The sequence below is a fragment of the Streptosporangium sp. NPDC001681 genome, from assembly GCF_040298085.1.
Classification (GTDB): Bacteria; Actinomycetota; Actinomycetes; order Streptosporangiales; family Streptosporangiaceae; genus Streptosporangium.
Window position 1 is genome coordinate 51,373 of record NZ_JBEOZN010000035.1, and the last position, 23,535, is coordinate 74,907.

The following is a 23,535-nucleotide window of genomic DNA, read 5'->3' on the forward strand; positions in this document are numbered from 1 at the left end:
AAGCAAGAGGGGCTCCTGTGTCTCGTGCCTGTGCTCTCGCCAGCGGATCTCATTGATCAAGAAAAGAACGCTGTCCCTGCTTCTGACCCCTGTCCTTAAAGTGAATTTTCGCCGCTTATGTACCGGAGCCCGTACGACAAGAAGCTTGGCATTCTTGTGGGCTTCCGAAAGAAGCTGGGTGCGGGCTGAGAGGAGTGCTCTGAGGTGGGGAAACTCGTGCGGGACAGGATTCCGGAGATCATTCGGGAGCACGGCGGGGAACCGTTGGTGACCGTGCTCGGGGAGGCGGACTACCGCGAGGCGCTGCTGGAGAAGCTGTTCGAGGAGGCGGCGGAGCTGCGCGAGGCCACGGTCACCGAGGTGGCGGAGGAGATCGCCGACGTGCTCGAAGTGCTGCGGGCCATCGCGAAGGTCCACGGGCACGAGTGGGCGGACATCGAGAAGGTCGCCGAGGTCAAACGAGCCGAGCGGGGGGCGTTCCTCGGACGTGTCTACCTCGAAGGATGACGGTGATCGGGGCAATCTGTGGTCCTTCCTCCCATCTCTAACGCGGCCCTCCGGAGTCCGGCGAATGATCAAAAATAGGTTGATCTTCTCGGTAGGGTGAACACAGGTGCCGGTTCGAAACCGAGCCGTTCTGCGCGGGGGCTGTAGCGCAGTTGGCCGTCGCGCTTTCTTTCACAGGGGAAGAGGACGCTGGTTCGAATCCAACCGGCCCCACCCCCGGGAGGATGACGTGGACTCCGAGACCGTCTGGACGGTCCTGCGAGCGCTTGGCGAGGCCAGGCGGCTCCCGCTGGACGATCCGGATCGCAGGTGGATCGCGCACGCGGCGCTCGCACTGGTCCGTGACGGGCAGCAGCGCCGCAGGCAGGAGCGTAATCATGCCGCGAAGGAGGCCGACGCCGCGGTGCTGGCGGCCACCGCGATGGGCAGTCCGGACCGGGTGATCGACGTTCCCCTCTCGGAGAGACCGGTGGGAGAGCCGGCCGGAGAGCTGCGCAGGGCGCGACGTTGCTATGTCTGCAAGGAGCACTTCACTCGGGTGGGCAGCCTGTATCACCTGCTCTGCCCCTCGTGCGCGGCCTTCAACGCGGCCCGTCGTACGGCCCATACCGACCTGTCGGGGCGGCGGGCGCTGGTCACCGGGGGGCGGACGAAGATAGGGCATCAGCTCGCGCTGAAGATGCTCCGTGACGGCGCCCATGTCACGGTGACCACCCGTTTTCCGGCCGACGCGGTCAGCAGGTTCGCGGCGGCGGGTGACTGGGGCGGGCGCCTGGAGGTCGTGGGGGTCGATTTGTGCGACCCTCGCCAGGTCATCGCGCTCGCTGACCGGTTCCTGGCGGCCGGGGATCCGCTGGACATCCTGGTCAACAATGCCGCGCAGACCCTGCGCCGGCCGCTGTCGGCCTACGCCGCGTTGGTCGAGGGGGAGCGGGCCGGACTTCCGCCGGGGGCGTCGACGGTGCCGGGGTTCACGCCGGGTCCTACGGTGCGACTCTCCGGTGACGGGAACCGGGCTCCGTCGGGTCTTCCGCTGCCGCCTTCCGGTGATGAGGGCTGGGGTCTGCCGGGTCTTTCGCTGCCGTCGCCAAGTGACGGGCTCCGGGATCTGTTGGGTCTTTCGGTGCCGTCAGGTGATGGGGCTTGGGATCTGCCAGGTCTTCCGGTACCCCCTTTCGGGGATGAGACCCGGGGTCTGCTGGTCTCGACTTCGGTGGACGAGGCCGAGCGACTGTCGGTCTCGCCTTCCGGGGATGTGAATCTGGGAGTGCCGGACGCGTCCGGTCTGCTGCCGGATATGTCGGTGCGCAACTCCTGGTCGGTGCGGATCGGTGAGGTGGACCCGGCCGAGCTGCTGGAGGTTCAGCTGGTCAACGCGGTCGCGCCGTTCCTGCTGATCGACCGGCTGCTGCCGTTGCTGCTCGCCGCGCCTTTTCCGCGCCGGTACATCGTGAACGTGTCGGCGGTGGAGGGACAGTTCGCGGTGGCGAACAAGACCGGCCGTCACCCGCACACCAACATGGCCAAGGCCGGGCTGAACATGCTGACCCGTACCAGCGCCGCCGATCTGGCACGGCAGGGTGTGTACATGTGCAGCGTGGACACCGGCTGGATCACCGACGAGAACCCGGTGCCGGTGCGGGAGTGGCTCGACCGCCGGACGCCGCTGGACGTCATCGACGGTGCCGCGCGGGTCTACGACCCGATCGTGCGCGGTGAGGCGGGCGACCCGGTGCACGGCGTCTTCCTCAAGGATTACGCGCAGGCCCCGTGGTAGGCGGACCTCATGACCGGGATCGTACGGAGGTGTCGCGGGCTCGCGATGCTCGTTGACCGGGTGCTGTCCGCCGGAGGTATCGGGCGACTGTTCGTCAGTGGCAATCCTCTCGGCCCGGCGGGTGCCGAGGCTGATCCCGGCGGACGGCTGTGGCGGCCAACGAATCCGCTCGATCAAGCCGAGGCCGCCGCCCGTAGGGCCGATACCAGCAGGTAGCCCGGGTATTCGCGCAGCCGAGGGTAGGCGCTGGTGTGGTAGCAGCTCCAGTAGCTGATCACCCGCTGTTCCGTCACTGTCAGGAAGTCCGGATTGTCGGCGAAAAATCGCCCGTAGGCGGCGTGGACGGCGGAGCCGGGCCGACCGAGATCATCAAACATGCGGTGGACATCCCCCACGATCTCCACGACGTACTCTCCGACCAGTCGCGCCACGTACGGGATGACCCATGGCTCCAGTGAGCCGACGATCTGAGCGAGGTGGCGCTGCCGGACGAACCCGTCGTGGTGACGGGTGTAGAGGCAGTGCAGGATCACCCGCTGGACGGGGGACAGAGCACTGAGCGCCTCGGAGGTGGGTTCGGGATGGTAGATCCGCTCGGGAACGGCGACGCGGTCCTCGCCGACGGTCACCTCAAAGGACGTCGCCGGGCAGTGTCCGGCGATCGGCATGACCCCCACAGCAGTGCGAACGTCGTCGGCCAGTGCGAGAGGGAAGGCGCACGTGAGGGATTCGTTGAGCCCGCCAGCCGGTTCCGGCTGCCGCGGCTCGGCGCTGGCTCGCCACCGGTAGTGGGCGTCGGGGAGGTTCTCCTCGTTGTCGCCGCCGTCTCCCAGCGCCACCAGGGTGAAGCCGTGCCGTTCGTAGAAGCGGCGGGCGCCGGTGTTCTGCTGGAACACGTGCAGATTGAGCGGGCCGGGCCGTACCTTCCTGGTCTGGGCGAGCAGGGCTGAGCCGATGCCGTGGCCCTGGGCCTCCGGCGCGACGTACAGGTGTGCCAGCCACTGGTCGTCCAGTGCGGCGAATCCGGCGACCTGGCCGTGTAGTTCGGCCACCCATGTCTCGTGGCGGGCGACCACGACCCCGGCGATCCAGGCCCGGGTCTCCTCGTCGGTGTGCAGCCGCGGCAGGTAGGTCATCTGGCCACGCGCGGCCAGGAAGACGTCCGCGATCCGCTCCGCGTCGCCGTGCCATGCCCGACGTACGAGCGGTAGCGCGTCGTATGCCACGAGTTCGGCCATTTTGCGCAGCCGAAGGAAATAGGTGAACGCCTCGGAGAAGGACAGGGAGTAGCCGAGCCGTACGGCACGCAGGTCGGCCAGGCAGGACCGCAGGATGTCCCGATGGTCGGGATGCAGGGCTCCGCCCCGGCGCAGGTAGGTCCATACGCAGCCCGCGACGGTCAAGTCCAGCATGGCCAGATCGGCCTTGTCCGCGGGCGGTACCTCCGGGAAGGGCAGCCGCTCGTACTGGGTCCACAGGGTTTGCACCGTTTGGTGCATCGCCTCGTGCGCGTCAGGGCCCGGCCAGCGCCAGCCGTGCCGGTAACGGTGCTCGTCGGCGGATACGGTGCGGCGATCACGTTTCTCCGTCGTACGGCGCAGCGTGAACGCCGCCATCTCCGCCAGCCGGGCTTTCCGACTGGTCTCCAGGATGTCCAGCGCGCGGAGCAGGGCGGTCTCGTCCGTCCGTATCCGTCCGGCGCGGCCGGTGATGTAGTCCCAGGTCGCGTTGTATCCAACGGGCATGTAACGCTCGACCGCGTATCTGAGGGAGGTGTAGCGCAGGCCGTACGGCAGATCCTGATTCCGGACCCGGCGCGCGTAGGTGCCGAAGCTCATGATGCCGCTCGGACGGCTTCGCGGACGTTCACCTTCTCGGACATCGTCATACAGTGCCATGTCCGGATATGAACGGGCCATCGGATATCGCGGCATCCTTTGCTGTCAGCCCAGGCCGAGCGTTTGGCGTGGCCGTAGGGCGTGGGCGCGCAACGCGGCCTTGTGGCGGTGGCGGTGCCCTGCCCTGTGAGCGCGAACGGTGCGCCGAGCGGGCGCGCGAGGTGATGGCAGTCGAGTGCCCACGGCCGGTGGCGCATGGCCACTCGCTCGTCAAGGACCGGTTGGGCGAGGCCACCGAGGGTGCCCCGTTCCTGGCCGAGGACCTCAATCATGTTCCGATCGAGGTCCTCGGCACTCATGGGACCGTGGACGATGAGCAGCGTCAGCATGACCTCCCGGGCGATGACGGTGAGCGTGCGCCCCTGACCGATCACGGTCGCGACCGTGGTGTCCCGGTGTCGAGAGCCTCGTCGCGGGAAAATCGGTCGCCGGGCCGGGTGGTCTGCTTCTACGCTCGATAACCATGACCGTCGAGTGGGCCCCGCTGGGCAAGGACGACGTCGGGGCGTGGGCGGAGTTGCTGGTGGCGATCGATGCGGTGGATCAGGTCGGGGGGCGAGAGTCCGCGGACGACCTCGCCGAGGAGCTCGTCAATCCGCTGCTCGATCCCGTCGAGGGCACGCTGGGGGCGTGGGAGTCCGGCCGGCTGGTCGCGTACGGGGTGACCATGGCTCGGGCCGCGGCCGAGCCGGTGCATCGGATGAGCCTGTGGGGCGGGGTGCATCCGGAGTATCGGCGCCGAGGGCTGGGGGGTCACCTGCTGGAGTGGGCGGTCGGCAACACCCCGGTGCTGCACGAGCGCCGCTTTCCCGGGCAGCCGCTCGAACTCTATGTTGAGGTGGACACCCGCAACGAGGGCTTGCGGGCGCTGGTCACCAGGGCCGGGATGGAGCCGGCCCGGTGGTTCTACGGGATGGCCCTCGACCTGGGTGCCGAGCTGCCGGAGGTCTCGCTGCCGGATGGGCTCCAGATCGTCGCCTACCGGGATGATCTGGAGGACGCCGTCCGGGAGGTGCGTAACCGCTCGTTCGTCGACCACTGGGGGAGTGTCCAGCACACCCCGGAGTCCTGGCGGAACACCATCGTCGGGGTGAAGGTGTTCCGGCCCGAGGGGTCCTTCGTCGCGCTGGACGCGTCGGGGGAGAGCGTGGGCATTCTGCTCACCCACTATTTCGAGGCCGACACCGAGGTGACCGGGGTCCGCGAGGCGTGGATCCAGATCATCGGCACCCTGCGCGAGTGGCGGGGGCGTGGGGTGGCGAGCGCGCTGCTCGCGCACGCGCTGCGCGAGTTCCGCGCGCAGGGGTACGACAAGGCCGGGCTGGGGGTGGACGCGGACAACCAGACCGGGGCCTTTGGCATCTACACCCGCACCGGGTTCGAGATAGCGCACCGTACGGTCGTCTACGGGCTCCCGCTGGTTTCCTAGTGCGAGGTTCCTCATCGGAAGCACAGATCCACACCGGTCCAGGAGGCCGGGGAGGCCGCCCTGACAGCCTCAGGCTCTCGGCCGCTCGCGCCCTCCGTTGAGGAACGGAGCGTCAGGTGGCCCCGCGGCGGGGAGCAGGCGTTCCGGCCAGGAAAAGCCCGGTCAAGGTTCGGAGACGCCCCACCGGGAGGTCACTCACAGGGGAGACCGAGTTGGGCGCGCAACTCTGACTGATCGAAGTAGAGGCGCAGGCTCACGATGAGCCCGTTCTCAATCGTGCAGATGTAGCAGCAGCGTAGCGATATGGGGCGACCCGACGCCGTGATCACCTGCCCATCGGGCAACATGTACGGTCCCGTATGGGTGCCCACCATCAACAGCTCGTCAATCGCCACATCATCGACGTCAAACGACTCCACGACCACTGCGTGAACGTCCGGGAAGGCCTCCCAGAACTGTCTTAGGTATGAGGCGAGTTCTTCGTGCCCCTGGGACAGGCCTTCCGGGCTGACGGTCACCCCGATCGGACTGACGGTGCGCAGCAGCGCGTTCATGTCATGGGCGTTGAACGCGGCGGTGTACCTGTCGCGCACTTCCCGGGCATCGGTCATGGTGTCGCCCCCTCGCCGCGAGTGGATGCATACGACGCGGCTTTTCTCCTCCGGCCGGCCACCTCTTAACGGAAGCCTGCTGTGTAGATTGCCGCGATGACCGGGGCGAACACCTCAGTGGAGGGCGCGAACGCGCGGCCGAGAACCTGAGGCTGTCAGGCCGGCCTCCCCAGCCTCCTGGGCCGCGGAGGGAGGCCCGCAGCCCGTCGGGACTGCGGGCGCCGTGCTTTCCTTCCGTCAGGGGCGAGCCGGTCACGGACGGGCGGCCAGGGCCGCGCGGGTGGCCGCGTAGGCGTCGACCATGCCCGCGCCCAGCGAACTCCAGATCCCGCATCCTTGCGGGTCGGCGGCTTTGGCGACCCCGAGGGGGTGGGCGCTCCGGCGCAGGATCTGCTCGGTGCGTTCTATATCGCCGGCCAGGCGGGGGTTGGCAGACCACATCAGAGCGACCACGCCCGACACATGGGGGACCGCCATAGAGGTGCCGTCGGCGGCGCCGTACCCACCGCAGGGCATGGCAGACGGCACCCCCACCGCTGGCGCCGCGATGTCCGGTGTGCCCGCCGGCCCCCCGTCCACGGGTGTGCCGGTGGCCCCCCGGGGGCCGCGGTTGGCGAACGCGGCGACCTGTCCGGCGCGGTCCACCCCACCAACGGTGAGCACGTCGGTGTAGCGAGCGGGGGCGTTGACGATGCTCGCGCAGCGCGGCCCGGTGTTGCCCGCAGAGGTGACGAAGAACAGTCCGGCCGCCCGGAGCGCGGCGGTCGCGGGCGCGAGCGCGCCAGGATCACAGCCGTCCAAGGCGGTGCAGTGCCAAGAGTTGTTGAGCACGTGCGGCGCCCGCTCGGGCCGGCCATCGCGCCACGGGTCGCCGCCGGGCGGGAAGGGGGCCAGCATGAACTGCAGGCATCCCACGAAGGCCGCCGGGTTGCTCAGGTTTCGGTTTCCGGTCACGCAGCCCATCCAACTCGCGCCCGGTGCCACGCCCGTCCCGGTACGGCCGACTGCGGTGCCGGTTACGTGCGTGCCGTGGGAAGCGTGATCTGTCGGCGAGCGAGTGGCCTCCCATGGGTCGTACCAGGAGTCGTCGCCGCCGCGGAAGCCATCGCGCAGCGCCGGATGCCTGCCGTCCACGCCGGTGTCGGACACCCCGACCACCACGCCCTTTCCCGTGACGCCCAACTCCCTCCACACCCGCTCCGCGCCGATCATGGTGATGTTCCACGTCGGTCCCGCGGGTTGCGGGAGATCGCCACGCCGGAGCGGATCCCAGCGCGGGCAGGGCAGTCATCATCAGCAATTGGCTGCCCGCTGGTGCCGCCCCGGCTCCCACGACCAATAGCACGACTGCGGCCACCAATCCGCCCCTCGTCAGCCGCATGCGTCCAGCCGAAGCCCCCGGCGCCACGACGGCGTCACCGGACGCCCGCGCCAGGATGCGCGCGGCCAATGCGCCGACAGCCACCGCGGCCACCGCCGCCGACAAGGTCAGCAGGGGCCCGCCGAGTGCACCGAGCCACAGCCATGGCAGCAGCGTCACCGCCGCGACCACCACCGCCACCGGCACTTCCCGCCGCCACTGCGACGGCACTGTGCGCATGCCGCGCGTGATGATCGCGTTCAGCGTTGTGGCGGCAAGCGCGAGCAGGACCATGTACGCCTCATCGTGGGGAACGGCCCGTACAGCCCCCAGAACTCCCAGAGCCGCCGACGAGCACGCCCACGCCCGGCCTGCTGACCGAGTCTCGGGAGCTTTCGAGCGCAGGGCGAGAGCCATGGCGGGAAGGAGAACCAGAAGCGCGTTCGCCGCCGAGACCAGGGGCCAGGCAGCGGACGGCCAGGCCAGCTCTTGACCCTGCGCCTCCTGCTCCGCCAGCCACGCGGTGCGCTGGATCATGACCGTGACGCCAACAGACCACAGCCCGACGAGGGCGGCGGGGAGGGCGGATGTCAGGTGTCGGATTTCGGGGTCGGCATGTGGCACTCGATCACCATAGGAACCACGATGACTCGGGTGACATGAGCCAGGTACCCGGGAAAACGGTGGGGCTGGCACCACCTTTTAGGACTTCTTAATCGCATGGCCTTGCCTTTCGGGTCGGTGGTTCCCCAAGGTCTGCGGAATTTCACCTCATATGGACTGGTGGCAACCAGGGTTCCGGCGAGGGCCCGTCAGTGCCTGTGCTTCCTGCCGCGGCCCTGGGGGCGGCCCCGTGAGCCGGGTGCGGGGCTTGGCATGAGGCGGAGCCGACTCCTCCGGGCCAGCATCGGCTCGTACACCAGGGTGCGCAGCTCCTCCAGGGCCGCTCGCGCGGGATGCCCCGAATCCAGCACCTCCGCGACGAACTCGGGCGCGTCCCTGCCCACCGACTCGCGGAGTTGCTCCATGACGGCCTCGGGGCCGCCCAGCTCAAGCAGGTTGATCAACCCCTCGGCGAGTAGCAGTGAGTACTCGCCGGGGCTGAGATCCTCGGGGCGCAGCTCTCCGGTCTCCAGGAGGGCGGTCAGGACGACGGGCCCCAGCATCGGATCACGCCGGAGCCCCGCCCGCATCGACCGGCCGCCGGGGAGCGTCTCCGCCAGGGTGGAGAGCATGGCGGAGGCGCGGGTACGGAAGGGGCAGGCGCGTACGGCGTCCAGAAGCGGCTCGACGTCACCTCCGTGCGTCGCCAGCCAGCCTTCGAGCTCGGCCGCCGCGGTCTCCTGGGTGTAGTGCTGGGCGAGCACCCCCAGCAGTTCGGCCGCCGTGGCGTCCGCCAGTTCCCCGAGCAGCGGGGCATCTCGCCCGTCGGCGAGCAACCGCTCCCGTACGGCTCGGGTGCCCAGGGGCGTCAGCCGTACCAGCGGGCCCGGCTCCGCCAGGCGCGGCAGGAGCCGGGCGCGTGCCTCGGGCGGCAACGGCAGGTCGTTCTCGGTGAGCTCGCCGAACTCGCCGAGCACGCCGGGACGCAGGTCGCTGGAGTACAGCTCGTCGGGCATACCGTGGCTCGGCTCGACGGCACCGAGGCCGGCGAGGGTGTCGAACACCGCGAGCAGGTCCCTTTCGACCTGGCAGCGCCAGAGGTCCTGACGGAAGCCGTCCTCCTCGGGATCGAGCAGGAAGTACTCCTGGCAGGCCAGCCATACGGTCTCCTGCAGCCGGGCCACGGGGATCGGGGTCGGCAGGCTGTACATCGTGTTCAGCACGTCGGGCAGCAGCAGGTCGAACGCCGTGGCGAGCATCGAGGAGGCGGCCCACCCGTAGGCGGGCGTGCAGATCTCGGTGCCCAGCTCGAAGACCGCCTCGAACGCGCGCCGCCACAGCGCCTCCGGGTCACGCAGGAGGGGGGCGGCCTTGGCCACCGGGACCAGGTGGCCCTTGCGCACTCGCACCAGGCCGGTCTTCTTCGCCCACGCCAGCAGGAGGTTCACCCGGGGCAGCTCGGCGGAGCTGCGTACCCGCAGATCCTGCTCCCCGGTGCCCAGCAGCGCCGCCAGCTCGCGGGCGTCGGCCAGCCGCAGGTTGCCGGTCTTGGTGAGGGGCCGCCCGCCCGTCCCCACCCAGCCGGTCAGGGCGGTCAGCTGCCGTACGACCTCGCTTTGGGCGGCCTCGGCGGCGAGTTCGGCGGCGGGAGGGAGGGCGACGGGGGACTGGGGGAAGGCCCGCTCGTCGTCGGGTCCGGCACCGGCGAACTCGGCCTCAAGAAGCTTGTCGAGTATGTCGGCGTCGAACCGTATCCGGCCCGTGTCGACATCGCGCTGGAATCCGGCCACGGCCCTTTCGTCGTCGAGGACGATGCCGTTGTCGAGGGCGGTCTGCGCCCAGAACTTCCCGATGCCCAGCCGGGCCGGGTCGGCCAGCGCCGCCGGGTACTCCGCCGCGGCCTCGGCCACGGCCGCCTCCAGCTCCGCCGGGGAGGCGCCCCGGGGGTCACGCAGGCCGGACGCGGCGAGGTAGCGCAGGAGCGTCAGCAGGCTTTCCGGCGCGGTGGCGAGGACATCCGGCTCGGCCGCGAGGTGCCGGGGAATCCATTCCAGCAGGAAACGCCGCACCTGTCGCGCGTCCCAGCAGGCCAGCCGCCCGTCGCGGCTGCGGTGCCGCGCGTCCAGAGCCGCCGCCAGCATCGCCCCGTCGGCTCGCATGCCGTGCTCATCCGCCCAGGCGAGGCAGCGGCGGACCAGCAGGTCCTTCGCCGACTCGAACTCCTCGGCCTCCTCCGGATCGAAATACGTCCGCACCATGAACCCCCGTACTCATGTGTCGTGACCAGGCCGAGTCGCTCTTTCCCGCCGGGACGGTGTGCGCAGGTCGGCCTCGGCGCGCACGGGATCCATCGTGTCATCATCATCGCTGACAGTGAGGGATCCAACGGAGCCTGCACGGGTGGCCGGTATGGGGCGCCGCAGCGGCCGCCGTCCCCCGTCTCCCAGGAGTGAGGAGCCGGGCGGCGTTGACGCTCCGCGTGTGGAATCTTGACCGCCGGACAGGGCCGATGCCCGCCTTCTCGCTGGATCGCCCACATGCTCGGCGCGTGGGCGGGGGAGTCAGCCGGGACGCTCGTCGGAGCGTCGGGCGAGTGCCAACGGCGCGTGCCGACGACGGCATAGATTGTCCGCATGATCAGCGCGTGGGCGGTGGAGGCGGTCGCCGTACTGGACGCGGAGATGGAGCGGACGCCTGTCACGCCGCTGCGCCGGTTCCCGTTGCCCGCCGGGTGGGAGGTGCGGCTGTGGATGAAGGACGAGTCGGCGCAGCCGACGGGGAGTCTCAAACACCGGCTGGCACGTGCCCTGTTCCGCCAGGCGATCGCCTCGGGCCGGATCGCGGAGGGCACCACGGTGGTGGAGGCCACCGGGGGTGCGATGGCGGTCGCCCAGGCCTACTTCGCCCGGTTGCTCGGCCTGCCGTACGTCGCGGTGATGCCCAGGAGGTCCTCGGGGGAGGGCGTCGAACGGCTGGGCGGGACGTGCCGGTTCGTCGATCCGCCCCTGGCCATCTACGGCGAGGCCAGGGAACTGGCCGATCAGGTCGGTGGCCACTACCTGGACCACTACGTCTCGGCCGCGGCCGTCGACTGGCACGGGGGGAGTCTGGCCGAGGAGCTGTTCGGGCAGGTGGGGGAGTGCCCGCACTGGGTGGTCGTCGGCGCGGGCACCGGTGCCACCTCCGCCGCCGTCGGCCGTCACCTGCGTGCCCATGAGCTGCCGGGCCGGCTGGCCGTGGTCGATCCGGAGAACTCCGCCTACTTCCCGGGCTGGGTGAGCGGCGCCGCCGACTACGGCACCGGGATGCCGTCCCGGATCGAGGGGATCGGCCGGCCGAGGATGGAGCCGGGGTTCGTCCCCGATCTCGTCGACCTGGTGGTGCCGGTGCCGGACGCCGCCAGTGTGGCCGCCGCCCGCCGGGTGCGCCGGGAGACCGGGCTGACGGTCGGCGCTGCCACGGGCACGAACCTGTGGGGTGCGCTGGAACTCGTCACGCGGATGCGCGCCCAGGGCGTCCGGGGCGACGTGGTGACCGTGATCGGCGACGCCGGCGCGCGCCACCTGCGGACCTGCCACGACGATGGCTGGGCGGCGGACAGGGGGCTGGACTGGCGGCCGTACGCGGCGCGGTTGGAAGGCCTGCTCGATCATGGGGAGTGCTGGACGACTTCGTGAGACACGAGGGTGGGACGTCCCGCACCCGACGGTGCGGGACGTCCCACCGTTGAGCGCGGGTGAGCCCCTACCGGGAGGCGCTCACCCGCGTTCTCCCCGTCAGTGGCCGTGGTTGTGCTCGTACATGCCCTTTTCCGGGATGGTGCTGGAGACCACGGCTTCGTAGGCCTTGCCGCGGGGGTTGGGGCGGGGGTCGACGAGGCCGGCGCACTGGCCGCTGCCGGTGATCTGGTTGGACACCCCGGCGTTGGACGGCGCGGGCGTGTTGCCGCCGCAGGCGAGCGCGCCGCGGACGCTGGTGCCCGCCATCACGAGCGCGTCGACGGTGGTGTTGTCGTTCAGCACCGCCGCGCCCCTGAGGTCGGAGCCGGCGATGATCAGCTGGCCGGTGGTGCCGGAGACGGTGACCGCGCCGTTGATCCGCGCCTTGAGCAGGTGCACCTCGGCGGCGGCGGACGAGGTGACCGCTCCGTTGATCGTGCCGCCGGTCACCACCAGGGACGCGCCGGCGGAGACGGTCACCCCGCCGTTGATCCGGGCGTCGTTCAGGCAGGTGACGCCGGAGCGGACAGCGAGCGTCCCGTTCCTGGTGCCGGTGACCGTGGTGGTGCAGGCGGGCGGCGCAGCGAGGGTGGTGACCGTGAAGCTCTTGGCCGTGCCGTAGTTGCCGCTGGGGTCGATCGAGCGGTACTCGACGGTGTGCCTGCCGCGCGGCAGCTTGCCGAACGTGAGGCTGTCGATGACGGTGCCGCTCTCGCTGAACGTCCACGGCAGGTCGGCGGAGGTCGGCCAGCCGAAGTAGTTGAACCAGCCGTCGCCGTCCACCCGGGACTCGCTCACCACGTACCCGTCCTGGTCGTCGCCGCCGGTGAGCCTCATGGTGAAGGGGCCGTTGTAGACGTGGGTGTCGCCGGAGGCGACCAGCGGCTCGGAGAGCTGGTAGCCGGTGGTGGGCGGGGTGTTGTCGACGGTCCAGGACCGGGTGTCACTGCCGGAGGTGGCGGTGAGGGTGTGGTTGCCGGGGGTGAGGGTGAGCGCGCCCAGATCCAGGTCCCCGTCGCTCTCGTCGAGCCGTGCGCCGTCCAGCGTCCAGGTGACGGCGGGGACGCTGTCGTCGGGGTGGGTGGTCTCGACGTAGACCACCTCGTCGTGGCCGACGGCCTGGTTGGTGGGCGTGGAGGAGAGCAGACCGGCGCCGACCTCGGCGGGGACGGTGGTCACGGTCGTGTCCACGGTCCAGGTGCGGGTCGCGGTGAGGGCACCGGAGCGGATGGCCGGGTCTCGCACGAAGCCGGTCGGGTCGGCGACGGTCGCCTTCACCGTGTGCCTGCCGGCCGGCAGGTTCAGCGTGCGGAGGTCGAGCGCGGTGCCCCCACCCGGCAGTTCGGTGCCGTCGACGCTCCAGGTGGTGGTCAGTGAGTGGCTGTTGGGGTGCAGCGGCTCCACCCAGAGCACCCGGTCGGCGCCGACCGGCGACGTGGTGGGCGTGCCGTCCTGGATGAGGCCGACCTTGGCGGAGATCTTCTGGGTCATGATCTCACGGCTGACCTGGTCGTAGTAGTAGCCCAGCGTCCTCATGATGGAGTGCTCGCTGGGCCGCCAGACGCCTTTGCCGAAGTACAGGCCGCCCTCGTGGCGGCTGATGGTGCCGCCCGCCTCGCTGGGCTCGCCCAGCCAGCGCCACCACTTCTTCCGCTGGTCGGCGATCTGCTGCTCGGTCAGCAGGGTGTGGTGTACGGAGCTTGGCTCGGCCCCGGCGTAGGTGCCGCCCTCCACGCCGCGCGTGTAGTAGGTGTACTCGTCCTGCAGGCCGCCCAGCGAGTGGCCGATCTCGTGCGGCGCGATGAGGGCCGACATCGAGTTGTGGCCGGAGGAGGTGGCGTAGGCGCCGCCCGCTCCGCCGTAGGTTCCGCTGTTGCCCAGGGCCAGGATCTGCCGGTTGGCGCTGCTGGTCCCGGTCACCAGGTTGGCGTACGTGTTGGCCGCCGAGTTGCTCATGGTGATCAGCCGCTGGACGCTGGCGGGGTTGCAGCCACCCCAGAAGGCCATGCTCAGCGGGGTGTTCTTCTTGCCGGAGGCCAGGTCGGGGTCACAGCCGATGCCGGACTCGCCGGAGACGATGTCCACCCGGTAGACGTTGAAGTAGTTGCGGTAGGACTTGTACGGCTCGATGGACCACATCACGTTGAGCTGCTGATCGGTGTCGGCGGCGAACGTGGACTGCTCCTTCTCGGTGTAGCCGTCGCCCATGATGATCAGATTGAACCGCTTGGCCGGGGCTCCGGTGACCTGGAGCGGCACCACGGTGGCGCTGCCGACGGCGGCGTCGGCGGCGTTGGCGGGGGCTATCGGAGTGAGCAGGGCGGCGGTCATCGAGACGGCCGCCAAGGCGGTGAGCGGCCTGGTGATACGCATGGTTGGGGGAACCTCCAGGGGGCGGTCGGGGCGGCCCCGCACGGTCGTGCGTCGGCGCCCCGGGCATTCATCTCAAACAGGGATTTATGGGCTCATTTGGTGGAACAGCGGGCGCTCGCCCAAGGCGCCCGGGGACCGGTACGGCCGTGGGCCGGCCGTACCGGGAGGGGAGGTCAGCGCTCCCCGCGAGAGGGGAGCATGTCGTCGTCGGGGAGGGACGGCACCGCGCGGCTGTTGACGGTGATGCTGTCGGACACCCCGGCCCAGCGCCTGAGCGTCGCCGTCGCCGCGTCACGCTCGGCCGGGCTCAGCTGGGAGATGTTCGCGCCGTGGTTGGCGCCGGGGGCGACGTACAGATGGGAGTCGTTCCGGCTGGGCGTGAACCGCTCCGCGCTCCACGGGTCGTTCTCGCCGTAGATGAACATCATCTGGCTCGCGTCCTTGCGCACCCAGTGGTCCACGTCGAGCATCGGCTTCGGGTCGTGCCCGGTGCGCAGCTCGGCGGGGAGCACCGAGTTGGGCTGGTACAGCTTGGGGTATCTGGCCACGCCGCGCAGGTGCGCGAACTTCAGGTCGGGCCAGCCGAGCTGGCTCGCCGCCTGGTAGTAGTACGGGGCGTAGTAGTTGAGGCCCTGGTCGGTGTAGAAGGAGAAGCCCGCGATGTCGTCGATCCACGCGTAGATCTCGTCATCGGAGGCGGTGGCGGCCGGCACCTTCGCGCAGTCGGACACCTTGGCGTACTGCCAGAACGCCCAGACCGTGTCGAGGACCGTCATCTCGAACGACCGGTCGGCGGTGCCCAGGGTCTTCTCGAAGGTGATCCCGTCGCGCGCGGCGGTCTCCACCAGCTTCGGAACCAGCCGCTCGCGCCGCTTGAGCGCCTCGATCTGCACGTTGTCCAGCGCGGTACGGCAGGCCTGGTCGGCCACGTTCGCGAAGAAGTCGTCGTAGGTGTGGTCGGACGGGTTGACCCGGTCGTTCGGCGCGACGTAGGCCACCACGCCGTCCACGTCATCGGGGTAGAACCGCCGGTGGTAGACCGAGGTCATGCCGCCCTTGCTCGCGCCGGTCTGGATCCACTTCCCCGAGTAGACCGTCTTGAGCGCCTCGACGATCCGGTGCTCGTCACTGGCCTCCTGCCAGATGTCGAGCTTTCCCCAGTCCGCCGGGTCCGGGCGGGAGTTCCGGAAGAACCGGTGCTCCACCGAGACCTGGTTGGCGCCGAGCAGCCGGGTCGGCTCGGTCTGGGAGGCGCCGGGGTTGACCGGCAGGCCGTACCCGCCGGTGAGCAGCACGACCGGCGCGTCGGCGGACCGGTGCAGCAGGGTGAACCGCTGCTCGTACGTGCCCTTGCCCGGATGGCGGTGGTCGATCGGCTGGGTGAGACGCAGGACGAAGAACCGGTAGCCGGTCGGCCGGGTCTCCGAGACCACGGTCAGCCCGGGGATGGCGGTGAGCTTGCCGAGGAGTTCGTCCTCGACCGCCGCGGCGGGGGACGCGAGGCCGGGTTCCGCCGCCGCGGCGGGGGTGACCCCGGCCACGCCGATCGAGCCGGCGGTGAGGACCGCCAGCATGAGGGCGGGAAGTGCGCGCACTGATATGTCTCCTTCTGGCACACGAAGTGTCGAAGGAGGCTATCGATCATGCTTTGTCCGTGGTAGTCCTAATTTCCATAATTCCAGTGTTATGGGAGTGTCTGTGGTGGTTGGTGTGGAACGCCGACGCTCCGCCGGCTCAGGGCGCCGGGAAGGCCGATCACGACTTCGCGTACAGGGCCTGCCAGTAGTAGCTCCACGGGGTTCCCCAGCCGTCCGCGACGAGTCGCCAGTCGTCGCCGGGCTGGTACACCTCGACGAAACGCTCGGACTGTGCCTGGACCGCCGCGCTGTCGTGCACGTCGATGATCTCGCGGAGCAGGCCGGATTCGAGGGCCTGCTGGACCACGGCCTGCCCCTCGTAGTGTCCGTCCAGGTCCGGGTCCAGGTACTTGCCGACCGGGTTCTTCGTGTAGAAGTGCGTGGCGATGCCGTCGATGAGGAAGAGGTAGTTCCTGACCGTGTCCGCGGGCATCTCGGCGAACGAGTCGATGTTGACGCACAGGTCGAAGGGCTCGCCGCCGGAGAGGTCCTCCACCTCGTCGATGCCCAGGAACCTGATCCTCTCGAACTGCTCGCCGGTCAGCACGGCGCGCAGATACTCGCGGGAGAGCTTCAGGCAGTTCTCCAGGTCGATGATGTGGTATTCCGCGACATCGTGGTTCGACAGGATGGCGTGGCAGGACCGGCCGTACCCGGCGCCGATCTCCAGGATCCGCGCGCCGTCCATTTTCACGGACCGTGCCATGAAATCGAGCTCAAGAACCGCCTGCAGATAGTCCAGGCAGATCGACTCACCCTTCAGGGTGACCGCGATGGGCTCTCCCAGCTGGCGGTTCCTGATCCGGAGCATGCGCTCCCAGTTCTCCGGTGACAACTGGAGGCCAAGGTTGTGAATGAGCGTCTTCAGATATCTCCGGCCGTTGACCTCTGGATTCCAGAGTGCGAGCTTGTAGTTCACCCGGCTGGATTTGAAACGGCTCAGATCGGGGGACTCGTCCAGGGCGAGATTGTTCTCGTTAATGTGCGCCCACTGAGGACTCTGGCCATATTTATGACTCATTTGCTGCCCTTTCCTGGCGCTCGGCGATTCGGGGTCCGCAGGGCGCCGCACCCACGTCCGCACGAGTATCGCGCACCGAACCGGCTCGCGCCTAGATCACTTCTCCGGCTCTCCCGGGGCCCGGAACCCCGGCACACGGCGGCCCTCCGGAGCGGCTGGCGCCCGGTCCCGGCGTTGATCGCGGGCATGATCGTGACAGGGGGTTAATGGCGGTGCCGCCGAATGCCCAGGTCAGCACGGGGGCGTTACCCGAAGGACAACAAGATGTACTCGCAGTTCCACAGGTTGTTGTCAATAAATTTATCCAATTGTGACATATCAACTATAAGATCACGTTTCATGATCACGAATCTCCCCGTACCGGACGGACCGTCGGCATGGCCGTGGCGTGGGGCTCCGGGCGTCGCGGCGCCGGACGGGAGGTTACCCGCGGTTGCCCGCTGACACGGTGGGTCTCGGTGAGCTAGGAATGATGTCACTGAACGAGACGCTCGCTGACCGGTTCGGAACGTGAAGGAATTCGGGATTGTCGATGCTTTTGCCGTTGGGTCAACGGATTCACCGTGGCGCCGGACCCGATGAAACCGCCAGTTTTCCACGAATAGCAGGCCGCCCGCTCCGCCCTCTCACCACAGCCCCGTCGAGAACGACCCCTGTCTGAGAATTCCACGAAGTGGGGGAGTGGTTCACTCTGCCGCTGCGCAGGACCCGGGTCGCCAGACTAAACGAGGATGTAGTAAATGCTGGCATCGCAGCATCGCAGCGTACTTGATGTCCTGAAGGGGTTGCTCGCCGAGAGCAGCGCGGGAAACGGCCGGTTGGTGCTGGTCAGCGGGGGATTGGCAAGCGGGAAGACCGAGTTGCTGCACGAGTTCTCGCGGGTCGCGGCCACCTCCGGCGCGTTGCTGCTCAGCGCCACCGGCTCCCTGGGGGAGAACACCCTGCAGGCGGGCATGATCGACCAGTTGTTCCACGGTGCGGGGCTGCCGCCGGAGGTCTCGGACCAGGTGTCACGGCTGATCCGGCGGCACACCGTGACGACCGGCGCCACCCGGCACGCCGAGGCCGAGGTCGTCCGCGAGATCGGCGACGTCCTGCTGGAGCTGTCCAGGGAGCGCCCGGTGGTCGTCGGCGTCGACGCCGTCCATCTGGTGGACGGCCTCTCACTCCGGCTGCTGCTCTATCTGTGCCGCAGGATAAGCTCCGCCCGCATTCTGCTGATCATGAACGAGTGGGATCTGCCGCAGTCCACGATCCCGTCCTTCTCCGCCGAGGTCACCCGAGGGTTCCACCACCGGATCTGGCTGACCCCGCTGTCGGTCGGTGACATCGCCGAGGTGCTGCCCCCCACGATGGATCCGGCCGCCGCCGTCGCGCTCCAGCGGCTGAGCGGTGGGAACCCGATGCTGGTCAACGCCCTGATCGAGGACCATCGTGCCGACCCCGGCGACCCGATCGCCGCCGGGGCGGCGTACGCCCAGGCGGTGATGGCGTGCCTGCACCGGTGGGAGCCGGAGCTGCTCTGGGTGGCCCGGGCCCTGGCGGTCCTGGGGGAGCCGGGCTCGGCCGGGCTGACCGGCGGCCTGGCGAAGATCAATCCGAAGGCCGCCGAGCGGGCGGTGGAGGTCCTGACCGAGGCGGGCCTGCTGGCCGGCGGCTGGTTCCGGCACCCGGTGGCCGCCGCGGCGGTGCTGGACGGCATCGGTGCCGAGGAGCGTTCGTGCCTGCACGTCCGCGCGGCCGTGCTGCTGTACCAGCGCGGCATGTCCACCACGAAGATCGCGGGGCATTTCGTCGCCGCGGACCGGGCGCCGGAGGACTGGGCGACCGGGGTGCTGCGGGACGCGGCCGAGCAGGCGCTGGCCGGCAATGAGGTGGCCGTGGCCGTGCAGTGCCTGGAGCTGGCCCTGCGGTCCGTCCGCGACGAGGGCGAGCGTCCGGCGATAACGAAGGTGCTGGTCCGGGCGCTGTGGCGGGTCAACCCCTCGGCGGCCGCGCTGCATCTGCCGCTGCTGCGGGAGGCCCTGGAGAAGGGATGCCTGTTCGGTCAGGACGCGGCGGCCGTGGTGCGGCACTCGCTGTGGAACGGCGACGTGCAGACGGCGTCGAGGGCGATGGAGGCGCTGACCGCGACCCCCGATCTGCTGAACGTGCAGACCGCCGCCGAGCTGCACCTCACCTACCAGTGGTTCTACGGGACGTCGCGGGGTCCACACGGGAGGTTCGACACCGCCTCCGCCTGGGGCGCCGAGGCCCGCAGGATGACCTCGATCTGGACGCACGGCGACGGCGAGGTGGCGCTGGTGAGCGCCGAGAACATCCTGCAGAGCTGCCGGCTCGGCGAGACCACCCTGGAGGTGGTGGCCATCGCGGTACTGACCCTGATGTACGGGGGCAGGACGGAGCGGGCCACTCACTGGTGTGACGAGCTGATCGACGAGGCGGTCCGCAGCGGCGCGCTCACCTGGCAGGCCGTGCTCGGTGCGGTCCGGGCCGAGATCGCGTTCCGGCAGGGGGAGGTGGTGGTCGCCGCGACCAAGGCGCGGGCCGCCCTGGAGCTGATGCAGGCGCAGAGCTGGGGCATCCTGATCGGCTACCCGAGGTCGACGCTGCTGCTGGCCCACACGGCGATGGGGCAGTACGAGGAGGGGGCCGAGCTGCTGCAGCAGCGGGTGCCCGACGAGATGTTCGCGACCCTGATCGGCCTGCGGTACCTGCACGCGCGCGGTCACTACTACCTGGCCACCGATCGGGTGCTCGCCGCGATCAGCGACTTCCAGACCTGCGGCAGGCTCATGCAGGACTGGGAACTCGACCGGCCGATGCTGGTTCCCTGGCGCAGCAACCTGGCCGAGGCGAACCTCCGGCTCAGCCGCTGGGGGGTGGCCCGTGACCTGGTGACGGAGCAGATGGAGCGGCTCAAGCCCATCGACCTGCGGACCCGGGGCGTCTCCCTGCTGATCCTGGCCGCCGCCAGCGGGCTCGCGCAGCGTGTCGAGCTGCTGCGCGAGGCGGCGGAGTGCCTGCGGACGGCGGGCGACCGGCTGCTGCTGTCCCGGGCGCTGGCCGATCTGGGCGCGGCCCTGCAGCAGCTCGGGGAGGCCGACGAGGCCAAGCCGCTGATCTGCCGGGCGATGCGGGAGGCCGAGATCTGCCACTCCGGCGTGATGCCCCTGCGGCTCAGCAAGAGCTGGACCACCGGCCCCGTTCTGCCGGACGCGGGGGAGCCCGCCGAGGACCCGAACCCGCTGGGGCTCAGCGACTCGGAGTGCAGGGTGGCGGAGCTGGCCGCGCTCGGGCACACCAACCGGGAGATAAGCCGGACGCTGCACATCACGGTGAGCACCGTCGAACAGCATCTGACCCGCGTCTACCGGAAGCTGGGAGTGAAGAGCCGGGCCGATCTGCCCCCGGTTCTCACGCCCCCCGACCGGCGGGGATCCGTCAGACCACCCGAGGCGGAAGCGAGAGCCAAGTCGGGCATGCGGGGAATCGCACAGTGAACAGTTCGCCCAATCTCAGGAGTCACACATGCCAGTCACCTCGCCGTGCCGGATCTGCTCGGGCACGGTTCGTGAGTTCCTCGACTTCGGCAGGCAGCCGCTCTCCGACGCGTTTTTGACGCCGGAGGACCTCGAGGGAGAGTTCTTCTTCACCCTCGCCGTGGGGATCTGTGAATCGTGCACGATGGTGCAGCTCATGGAGGAGGTGCCGCGCGACCGCATGTTCCACGAGAGCTATCCGTACCTCTCCTCGGGGTCGGCCGTCATGCGCGAGCACTTCCAGGCGATCGCCAAGCGTTTCCTGGCCGTCGAGCTCACCGGGCCCGACCCGTTCGTCGTCGAACTCGGCTCGAACGACGGCACCATGCTCCAGGTGATCGCCGAATCGGGTGTCCGTCACCTGGGGGTGGAGCCGTCCGGCGGGGTGGCGGACCTGGCCGCGGCCAAGGGCATCCGGGTGCGCAAGGACTTCTTCGAGGAGGCGACCGCGTCCGACATCCTCGCCGCCGACGGACCGGCCGACGTCATCTACGCCGCCAACACCCTGTGCCACATCCCGTACATGGAGTCGATCCTGCGCGGTGTCGACAGGTTGCTGGCGCCCGGCGGGGTCTTCGTGTTCGAGGACCCGTACTTCGCCGACATCCTGGAGCGCACCTCGTTCGACCAGATCTACGACGAGCACTTCTTCTTCTTCACGGTCCGCTCGGTACAGGAGATGGCGAGGCGGTTCGGGTTCGAACTCGTCGACGCGGAGCGGCTCTCCGTGCACGGCGGCGAGGTCCGCTACACCCTGGCGCGTCCGGGAGCGAGGCAGCCGGCCCAGGCGGTGACCGACCTGCTGGCCGAGGAGAGCGCGGCCGGGGTCACCGAGCCGGCGACGCTCGAGGGCTTCGCCTCCCGGGTCGGGCACATCCGCGAGCGGCTGCCGGCGCTGCTGGGCGAGCTGCGCGACAAGGGGGAGCGGGTCGTCGGATACGGCGCCACCGCCAAGAGCGCGACGGTGACGAACTACTGCGGCATCGGCCCCGAGCTGGTCCCCTTCGTCTGCGACACGACCGCGGGCAAGCAGGGCAGGCTCACGCCGGGGGCGCACATCCCGGTACGGAGCCCCGAGGCGTTCTCCGACCCCTACCCGGAGTACGCGCTGCTCTTCGCCTGGAACCACGCGCAGGAGATCATGGAGAAGGAGAAGGAGTTCCGCGCGGCGGGCGGCAAGTGGATCCTCTACGTTCCCGAGGTGCGCGTTGTCTGACCAGCCGCTGGTCGTGGTCCTGGGCGCCTCCGGTTTCGTGGGCTCCGCCCTCGTGACGGAGCTGGCCGGGCGGGATGTCCGGCTGAGGCTGGTGGCGCGGAGGCCCGCCGTGATCCCCCCGGGCCACGCGGCCGAGGCCGAGGTCCGTACCGCGGACCTCACCGGCGCGGGCCAGGTCGCCGAGGCGATCGCCGGCGCCGACGTGGTGGTCAACCTGCTGCTCTACACCGGCGGCGGGACCTGGCGGGCGGCGGAGGACGAGTCGCCGGGCGAGCGGGTGAACGTCGGCGTGGTACGCGACATCGTCGCGGCCATCCGGGCGGAACGCCGGGACGGCCCACCCCCCGTGGTCCTCTTTCCCGGCTCGACCTCCCAGGTCGGCCCGAGGGCGGAGGCCAGGATCGACGGCACCGAGCCGGACGACCCGGTGACCGCCTACGACCGGCAGAAACTGGCCGCCGAGCGGGAGCTGAAGGCCGCCACGGCGGAGGGTCTGCTGCGCGGGGTCACGCTCCGGCTCGGCACGGTGTTCGGCGGCAGGGTCTCCCCGACCGCCACCGACCGGGGGGTGGTGACCACCATGGTGCGCCGCGCGCTGGCGGGTGAGCCGCTGACCGTGTGGAACGACGGGACGGCCGAGCGCGACCTGCTCTACGTCGGGGACGTGGCCGGCGCCTTCCTGGCCGCGCTCGACCACGCCGACTCCCTCGCGGGCCGGCACTGGCTCATCGGCACCGGCGGCGGCCGGAGCGTGCGCGACATCTTCACGACCGTCGCCGCGACCGTGGCCGCCAGGACGGGGGCGCCCGCGGTCCCGGTCGTCTCGGTGCCGGCGCCGCCGGACGCCACCGGAATGGACTTCCACAGCGTCGTCGCCGACCCGGCCGCCTTCCGCGCGGTCACCGGATGGCAGGCCCGGGTGCCGTTCCGCGAGGCGCTGGAGCGCACCGTCTCCTCGCTGATCCGCGCTGACGAGGTGCCGCTCTGACCTGTTTCAGGCGACCCCTATCTTGCTCGCGGGCGACCCCTACCTTGTTGACCCCGCACCGGCGGTCCGAGCATGCTGGACCGCGTTCCGTGACCGTCCGTCATCCTCGACCGATTGGCGACTGTTGTGACCGAACACCCCCCGGCGGCGCGGCCGTAATGAAATCCCGCGCGCTCGCCGTCACCGGCGCTTTCGAATTCACTCCCGAGGTGTTTCCCGACGAGCGGGGCCTCTTCGTCTCCCCGTTCCAGGAGGCGGCGTTCGTCGAGGCGGTCGGGCACCCGCTCTTCCCGGTCGCGCAGACCAGCCAGAGCGCCTCGGCGCGCGGCGTGCTCCGCGGGATCCACTTCACCCTCGCCCCGCCGGGGACCGCCAAGTACGTGCACTGCGCGCGGGGAAGCGCGCTGGACATCGTCGTCGATCTCCGGGTCAGCTCCCCGACGTTCGGGGAGTGGGACCAGGTGGTGCTTACCGGTGAGAGCTTCCGCTCGGTGTACTTCCCGCCGGGGCTCGGCCACGCCTTCGTCGCGCTCGAGGACGACACCGTGATGTCCTACCTGCTCTCGCAGCGGTACCGGAAGGAGAACGAGCTCGCGCTCTCGGCCCTCGACCCGGAGATCGGGCTGCGGCTGCCCGAGGACCTGGCGCCGATCCAGTCGGAGCGGGACCGGGAGGCGCCCACCCTGGCGAAGGCGCGGGCGCTGGACATGCTGCCCGACTACAAGGAATGCCTGCGGATCGAGGAGACCTTCCGGCAGGCGTGACGGCGGCGTGCGGGAGCCGGTCGCGGCTCGGGGGCGTTGATCCTGGCCGATATCCACCGGGAGCTCGGGCGCACTACGACCGCCGCAAAG

The 23,535-nt window shown here is 69.9% G+C and carries 17 protein-coding genes and 1 tRNA gene; 10 read left to right on the forward strand and 8 right to left on the reverse strand.

Annotated elements, in window-relative coordinates:
- Nucleotides 1-204 precede the first annotated feature (204 nt).
- The 3 genes from ABT130_RS18135 to ABT130_RS18145 all read left to right on the forward strand — a co-directional run bounded on the left by ABT130_RS18135 (nucleotide 205) and on the right by ABT130_RS18145 (nucleotide 2,284).
- Nucleotides 205-507, forward strand: coding sequence for a nucleoside triphosphate pyrophosphohydrolase (locus tag ABT130_RS18135; RefSeq protein WP_350956707.1), 303 nt, complete (start codon nucleotides 205-207; stop codon nucleotides 505-507).
- Between the two features lie 137 nt (nucleotides 508-644).
- Nucleotides 645-720: transfer RNA gene (locus ABT130_RS18140), tRNA-Val, on the forward strand.
- A 16-nt stretch (nucleotides 721-736) separates the two neighbouring features.
- The gene (locus ABT130_RS18145) at nucleotides 737-2,284 is read left to right on the forward strand and encodes an SDR family NAD(P)-dependent oxidoreductase (RefSeq protein WP_350956708.1); all 1,548 of its coding nucleotides are present in this window, start codon (nucleotides 737-739) and stop codon (nucleotides 2,282-2,284) included.
- A 173-nt stretch (nucleotides 2,285-2,457) separates the two neighbouring features.
- Here ABT130_RS18145 and ABT130_RS18150 read toward each other — a convergent pair whose 3' ends face one another.
- Together ABT130_RS18150 and ABT130_RS18155 are read right to left on the reverse strand one after the other, a co-directional pair.
- A complete protein-coding gene (locus tag ABT130_RS18150; RefSeq protein ID WP_350956710.1) occupies nucleotides 2,458-4,122 on the reverse strand; it encodes a GNAT family N-acetyltransferase in 1,665 nt (554 codons plus the stop codon).
- Nucleotides 4,119-4,556 (reverse strand): hypothetical protein, encoded by a 438-nt coding sequence (locus ABT130_RS18155; protein WP_350956712.1) that lies wholly within the window; start codon nucleotides 4,554-4,556, stop codon nucleotides 4,119-4,121. The genes ABT130_RS18150 and ABT130_RS18155 overlap by 4 nt, the downstream gene beginning before the upstream one ends.
- Before the next feature lie 89 nt (nucleotides 4,557-4,645).
- On the opposite strand from ABT130_RS18155, the gene ABT130_RS18160 reads away from it, so the two are divergent.
- Nucleotides 4,646-5,611 (forward strand): GNAT family N-acetyltransferase, encoded by a 966-nt coding sequence (locus ABT130_RS18160; RefSeq protein ID WP_350956714.1) that lies wholly within the window; start codon nucleotides 4,646-4,648, stop codon nucleotides 5,609-5,611.
- A 191-nt stretch (nucleotides 5,612-5,802) separates the two neighbouring features.
- On the opposite strand, the gene ABT130_RS18165 is transcribed toward ABT130_RS18160, so the two are convergent.
- Nucleotides 5,803-6,222 carry an ester cyclase gene (locus ABT130_RS18165; protein ID WP_350956716.1) on the reverse strand — a complete coding sequence of 140 codons (420 nt, stop codon included), beginning with the start codon at nucleotides 6,220-6,222 and terminating at the stop codon, nucleotides 5,803-5,805.
- Nucleotides 6,223-6,474: 252 nt separating this feature from the next.
- Complete coding sequence (locus ABT130_RS18170; protein ID WP_350956717.1) at nucleotides 6,475-7,434, reverse strand: S8 family serine peptidase; 960 nt, start codon at nucleotides 7,432-7,434, stop codon at nucleotides 6,475-6,477.
- A gap of 167 nt (nucleotides 7,435-7,601) precedes the next feature.
- Between ABT130_RS18170 and ABT130_RS18175 the strand changes: the two genes are divergently transcribed.
- Nucleotides 7,602-8,075, forward strand: coding sequence for a hypothetical protein (locus tag ABT130_RS18175; RefSeq protein ID WP_350956719.1), 474 nt, complete (start codon nucleotides 7,602-7,604; stop codon nucleotides 8,073-8,075).
- 319 nt (nucleotides 8,076-8,394) lie between these two features.
- On the opposite strand, the gene ABT130_RS18180 is transcribed toward ABT130_RS18175, so the two are convergent.
- Nucleotides 8,395-10,443, reverse strand: coding sequence for a hypothetical protein (locus ABT130_RS18180; protein WP_350956721.1), 2,049 nt, complete (start codon nucleotides 10,441-10,443; stop codon nucleotides 8,395-8,397).
- Nucleotides 10,444-10,818: 375 nt separating this feature from the next.
- On the opposite strand from ABT130_RS18180, the gene ABT130_RS18185 reads away from it, so the two are divergent.
- Nucleotides 10,819-11,862 (forward strand): PLP-dependent cysteine synthase family protein, encoded by a 1,044-nt coding sequence (locus tag ABT130_RS18185; RefSeq protein ID WP_350956723.1) that lies wholly within the window; start codon nucleotides 10,819-10,821, stop codon nucleotides 11,860-11,862.
- 99 nt (nucleotides 11,863-11,961) lie between these two features.
- Here ABT130_RS18185 and ABT130_RS18190 read toward each other — a convergent pair whose 3' ends face one another.
- The 3 genes from ABT130_RS18190 to ABT130_RS18200 all read right to left on the reverse strand — a co-directional run bounded on the left by ABT130_RS18190 (nucleotide 11,962) and on the right by ABT130_RS18200 (nucleotide 16,935).
- Nucleotides 11,962-14,277: a M64 family metallopeptidase gene (locus ABT130_RS18190; protein ID WP_350956725.1), complete on the reverse strand. Its 2,316-nt coding sequence runs from the start codon at nucleotides 14,275-14,277 to the stop codon at nucleotides 11,962-11,964.
- Between the two features lie 173 nt (nucleotides 14,278-14,450).
- Nucleotides 14,451-15,872, reverse strand: coding sequence for a S28 family serine protease (locus ABT130_RS18195; protein WP_350956727.1), 1,422 nt, complete (start codon nucleotides 15,870-15,872; stop codon nucleotides 14,451-14,453).
- Nucleotides 15,873-16,032: 160 nt separating this feature from the next.
- Entirely contained in the window at nucleotides 16,033-16,935 is a 903-nt protein-coding gene (locus ABT130_RS18200) for a putative sugar O-methyltransferase (RefSeq protein ID WP_350956729.1), read from the reverse strand.
- A 740-nt stretch (nucleotides 16,936-17,675) separates the two neighbouring features.
- Here ABT130_RS18200 and ABT130_RS18205 point away from each other — a divergent pair.
- The 4 genes from ABT130_RS18205 (at nucleotide 17,676) to ABT130_RS18220 (ending at nucleotide 23,445) form a co-directional block, all read left to right on the forward strand.
- Complete coding sequence (locus ABT130_RS18205; protein WP_350956731.1) at nucleotides 17,676-20,438, forward strand: helix-turn-helix transcriptional regulator; 2,763 nt, start codon at nucleotides 17,676-17,678, stop codon at nucleotides 20,436-20,438.
- Nucleotides 20,439-20,466: 28 nt separating this feature from the next.
- Nucleotides 20,467-21,693 carry a methyltransferase domain-containing protein gene (locus ABT130_RS18210; RefSeq protein WP_350956733.1) on the forward strand — a complete coding sequence of 409 codons (1,227 nt, stop codon included), beginning with the start codon at nucleotides 20,467-20,469 and terminating at the stop codon, nucleotides 21,691-21,693.
- Nucleotides 21,686-22,681: an NAD-dependent epimerase/dehydratase family protein gene (locus tag ABT130_RS18215; RefSeq protein WP_350915286.1), complete on the forward strand. Its 996-nt coding sequence runs from the start codon at nucleotides 21,686-21,688 to the stop codon at nucleotides 22,679-22,681. The genes ABT130_RS18210 and ABT130_RS18215 overlap by 8 nt, the downstream gene beginning before the upstream one ends.
- A gap of 158 nt (nucleotides 22,682-22,839) precedes the next feature.
- The gene (locus tag ABT130_RS18220; protein ID WP_350956735.1) at nucleotides 22,840-23,445 is read left to right on the forward strand and encodes a dTDP-4-dehydrorhamnose 3,5-epimerase family protein; all 606 of its coding nucleotides are present in this window, start codon (nucleotides 22,840-22,842) and stop codon (nucleotides 23,443-23,445) included.
- Nucleotides 23,446-23,535 lie beyond the last annotated feature (90 nt).

Bases quoted from the DNA above. Each gene is read 5' to 3' on its own strand.
- ABT130_RS18150 (WP_350956710.1), bottom strand. From the start codon at position 4,122: ATGAGCTTCGGCACCTACGCGCGCCGGGTCCGGAATCAGGATCTGCCG.
- ABT130_RS18160 (WP_350956714.1), top strand. From the start codon at position 4,646: ATGACCGTCGAGTGGGCCCCGCTGGGCAAGGACGACGTCGGGGCGTGG.
- ABT130_RS18165 (WP_350956716.1), bottom strand. From the start codon at position 6,222: ATGACCGATGCCCGGGAAGTGCGCGACAGGTACACCGCCGCGTTCAAC.
- ABT130_RS18170 (WP_350956717.1), bottom strand. From the start codon at position 7,434: ATGATCGGCGCGGAGCGGGTGTGGAGGGAGTTGGGCGTCACGGGAAAG.
- ABT130_RS18175 (WP_350956719.1), top strand. From the start codon at position 7,602: ATGCGTCCAGCCGAAGCCCCCGGCGCCACGACGGCGTCACCGGACGCC.
- ABT130_RS18180 (WP_350956721.1), bottom strand. From the start codon at position 10,443: ATGGTGCGGACGTATTTCGATCCGGAGGAGGCCGAGGAGTTCGAGTCG.
- ABT130_RS18185 (WP_350956723.1), top strand. From the start codon at position 10,819: ATGATCAGCGCGTGGGCGGTGGAGGCGGTCGCCGTACTGGACGCGGAG.
- ABT130_RS18190 (WP_350956725.1), bottom strand. From the start codon at position 14,277: ATGCGTATCACCAGGCCGCTCACCGCCTTGGCGGCCGTCTCGATGACC.
- ABT130_RS18200 (WP_350956729.1), bottom strand. From the start codon at position 16,935: ATGAGTCATAAATATGGCCAGAGTCCTCAGTGGGCGCACATTAACGAG.
- ABT130_RS18205 (WP_350956731.1), top strand. From the start codon at position 17,676: ATGCTGGCATCGCAGCATCGCAGCGTACTTGATGTCCTGAAGGGGTTG.
- ABT130_RS18210 (WP_350956733.1), top strand. From the start codon at position 20,467: ATGCCAGTCACCTCGCCGTGCCGGATCTGCTCGGGCACGGTTCGTGAG.
- ABT130_RS18220 (WP_350956735.1), top strand. From the start codon at position 22,840: ATGAAATCCCGCGCGCTCGCCGTCACCGGCGCTTTCGAATTCACTCCC.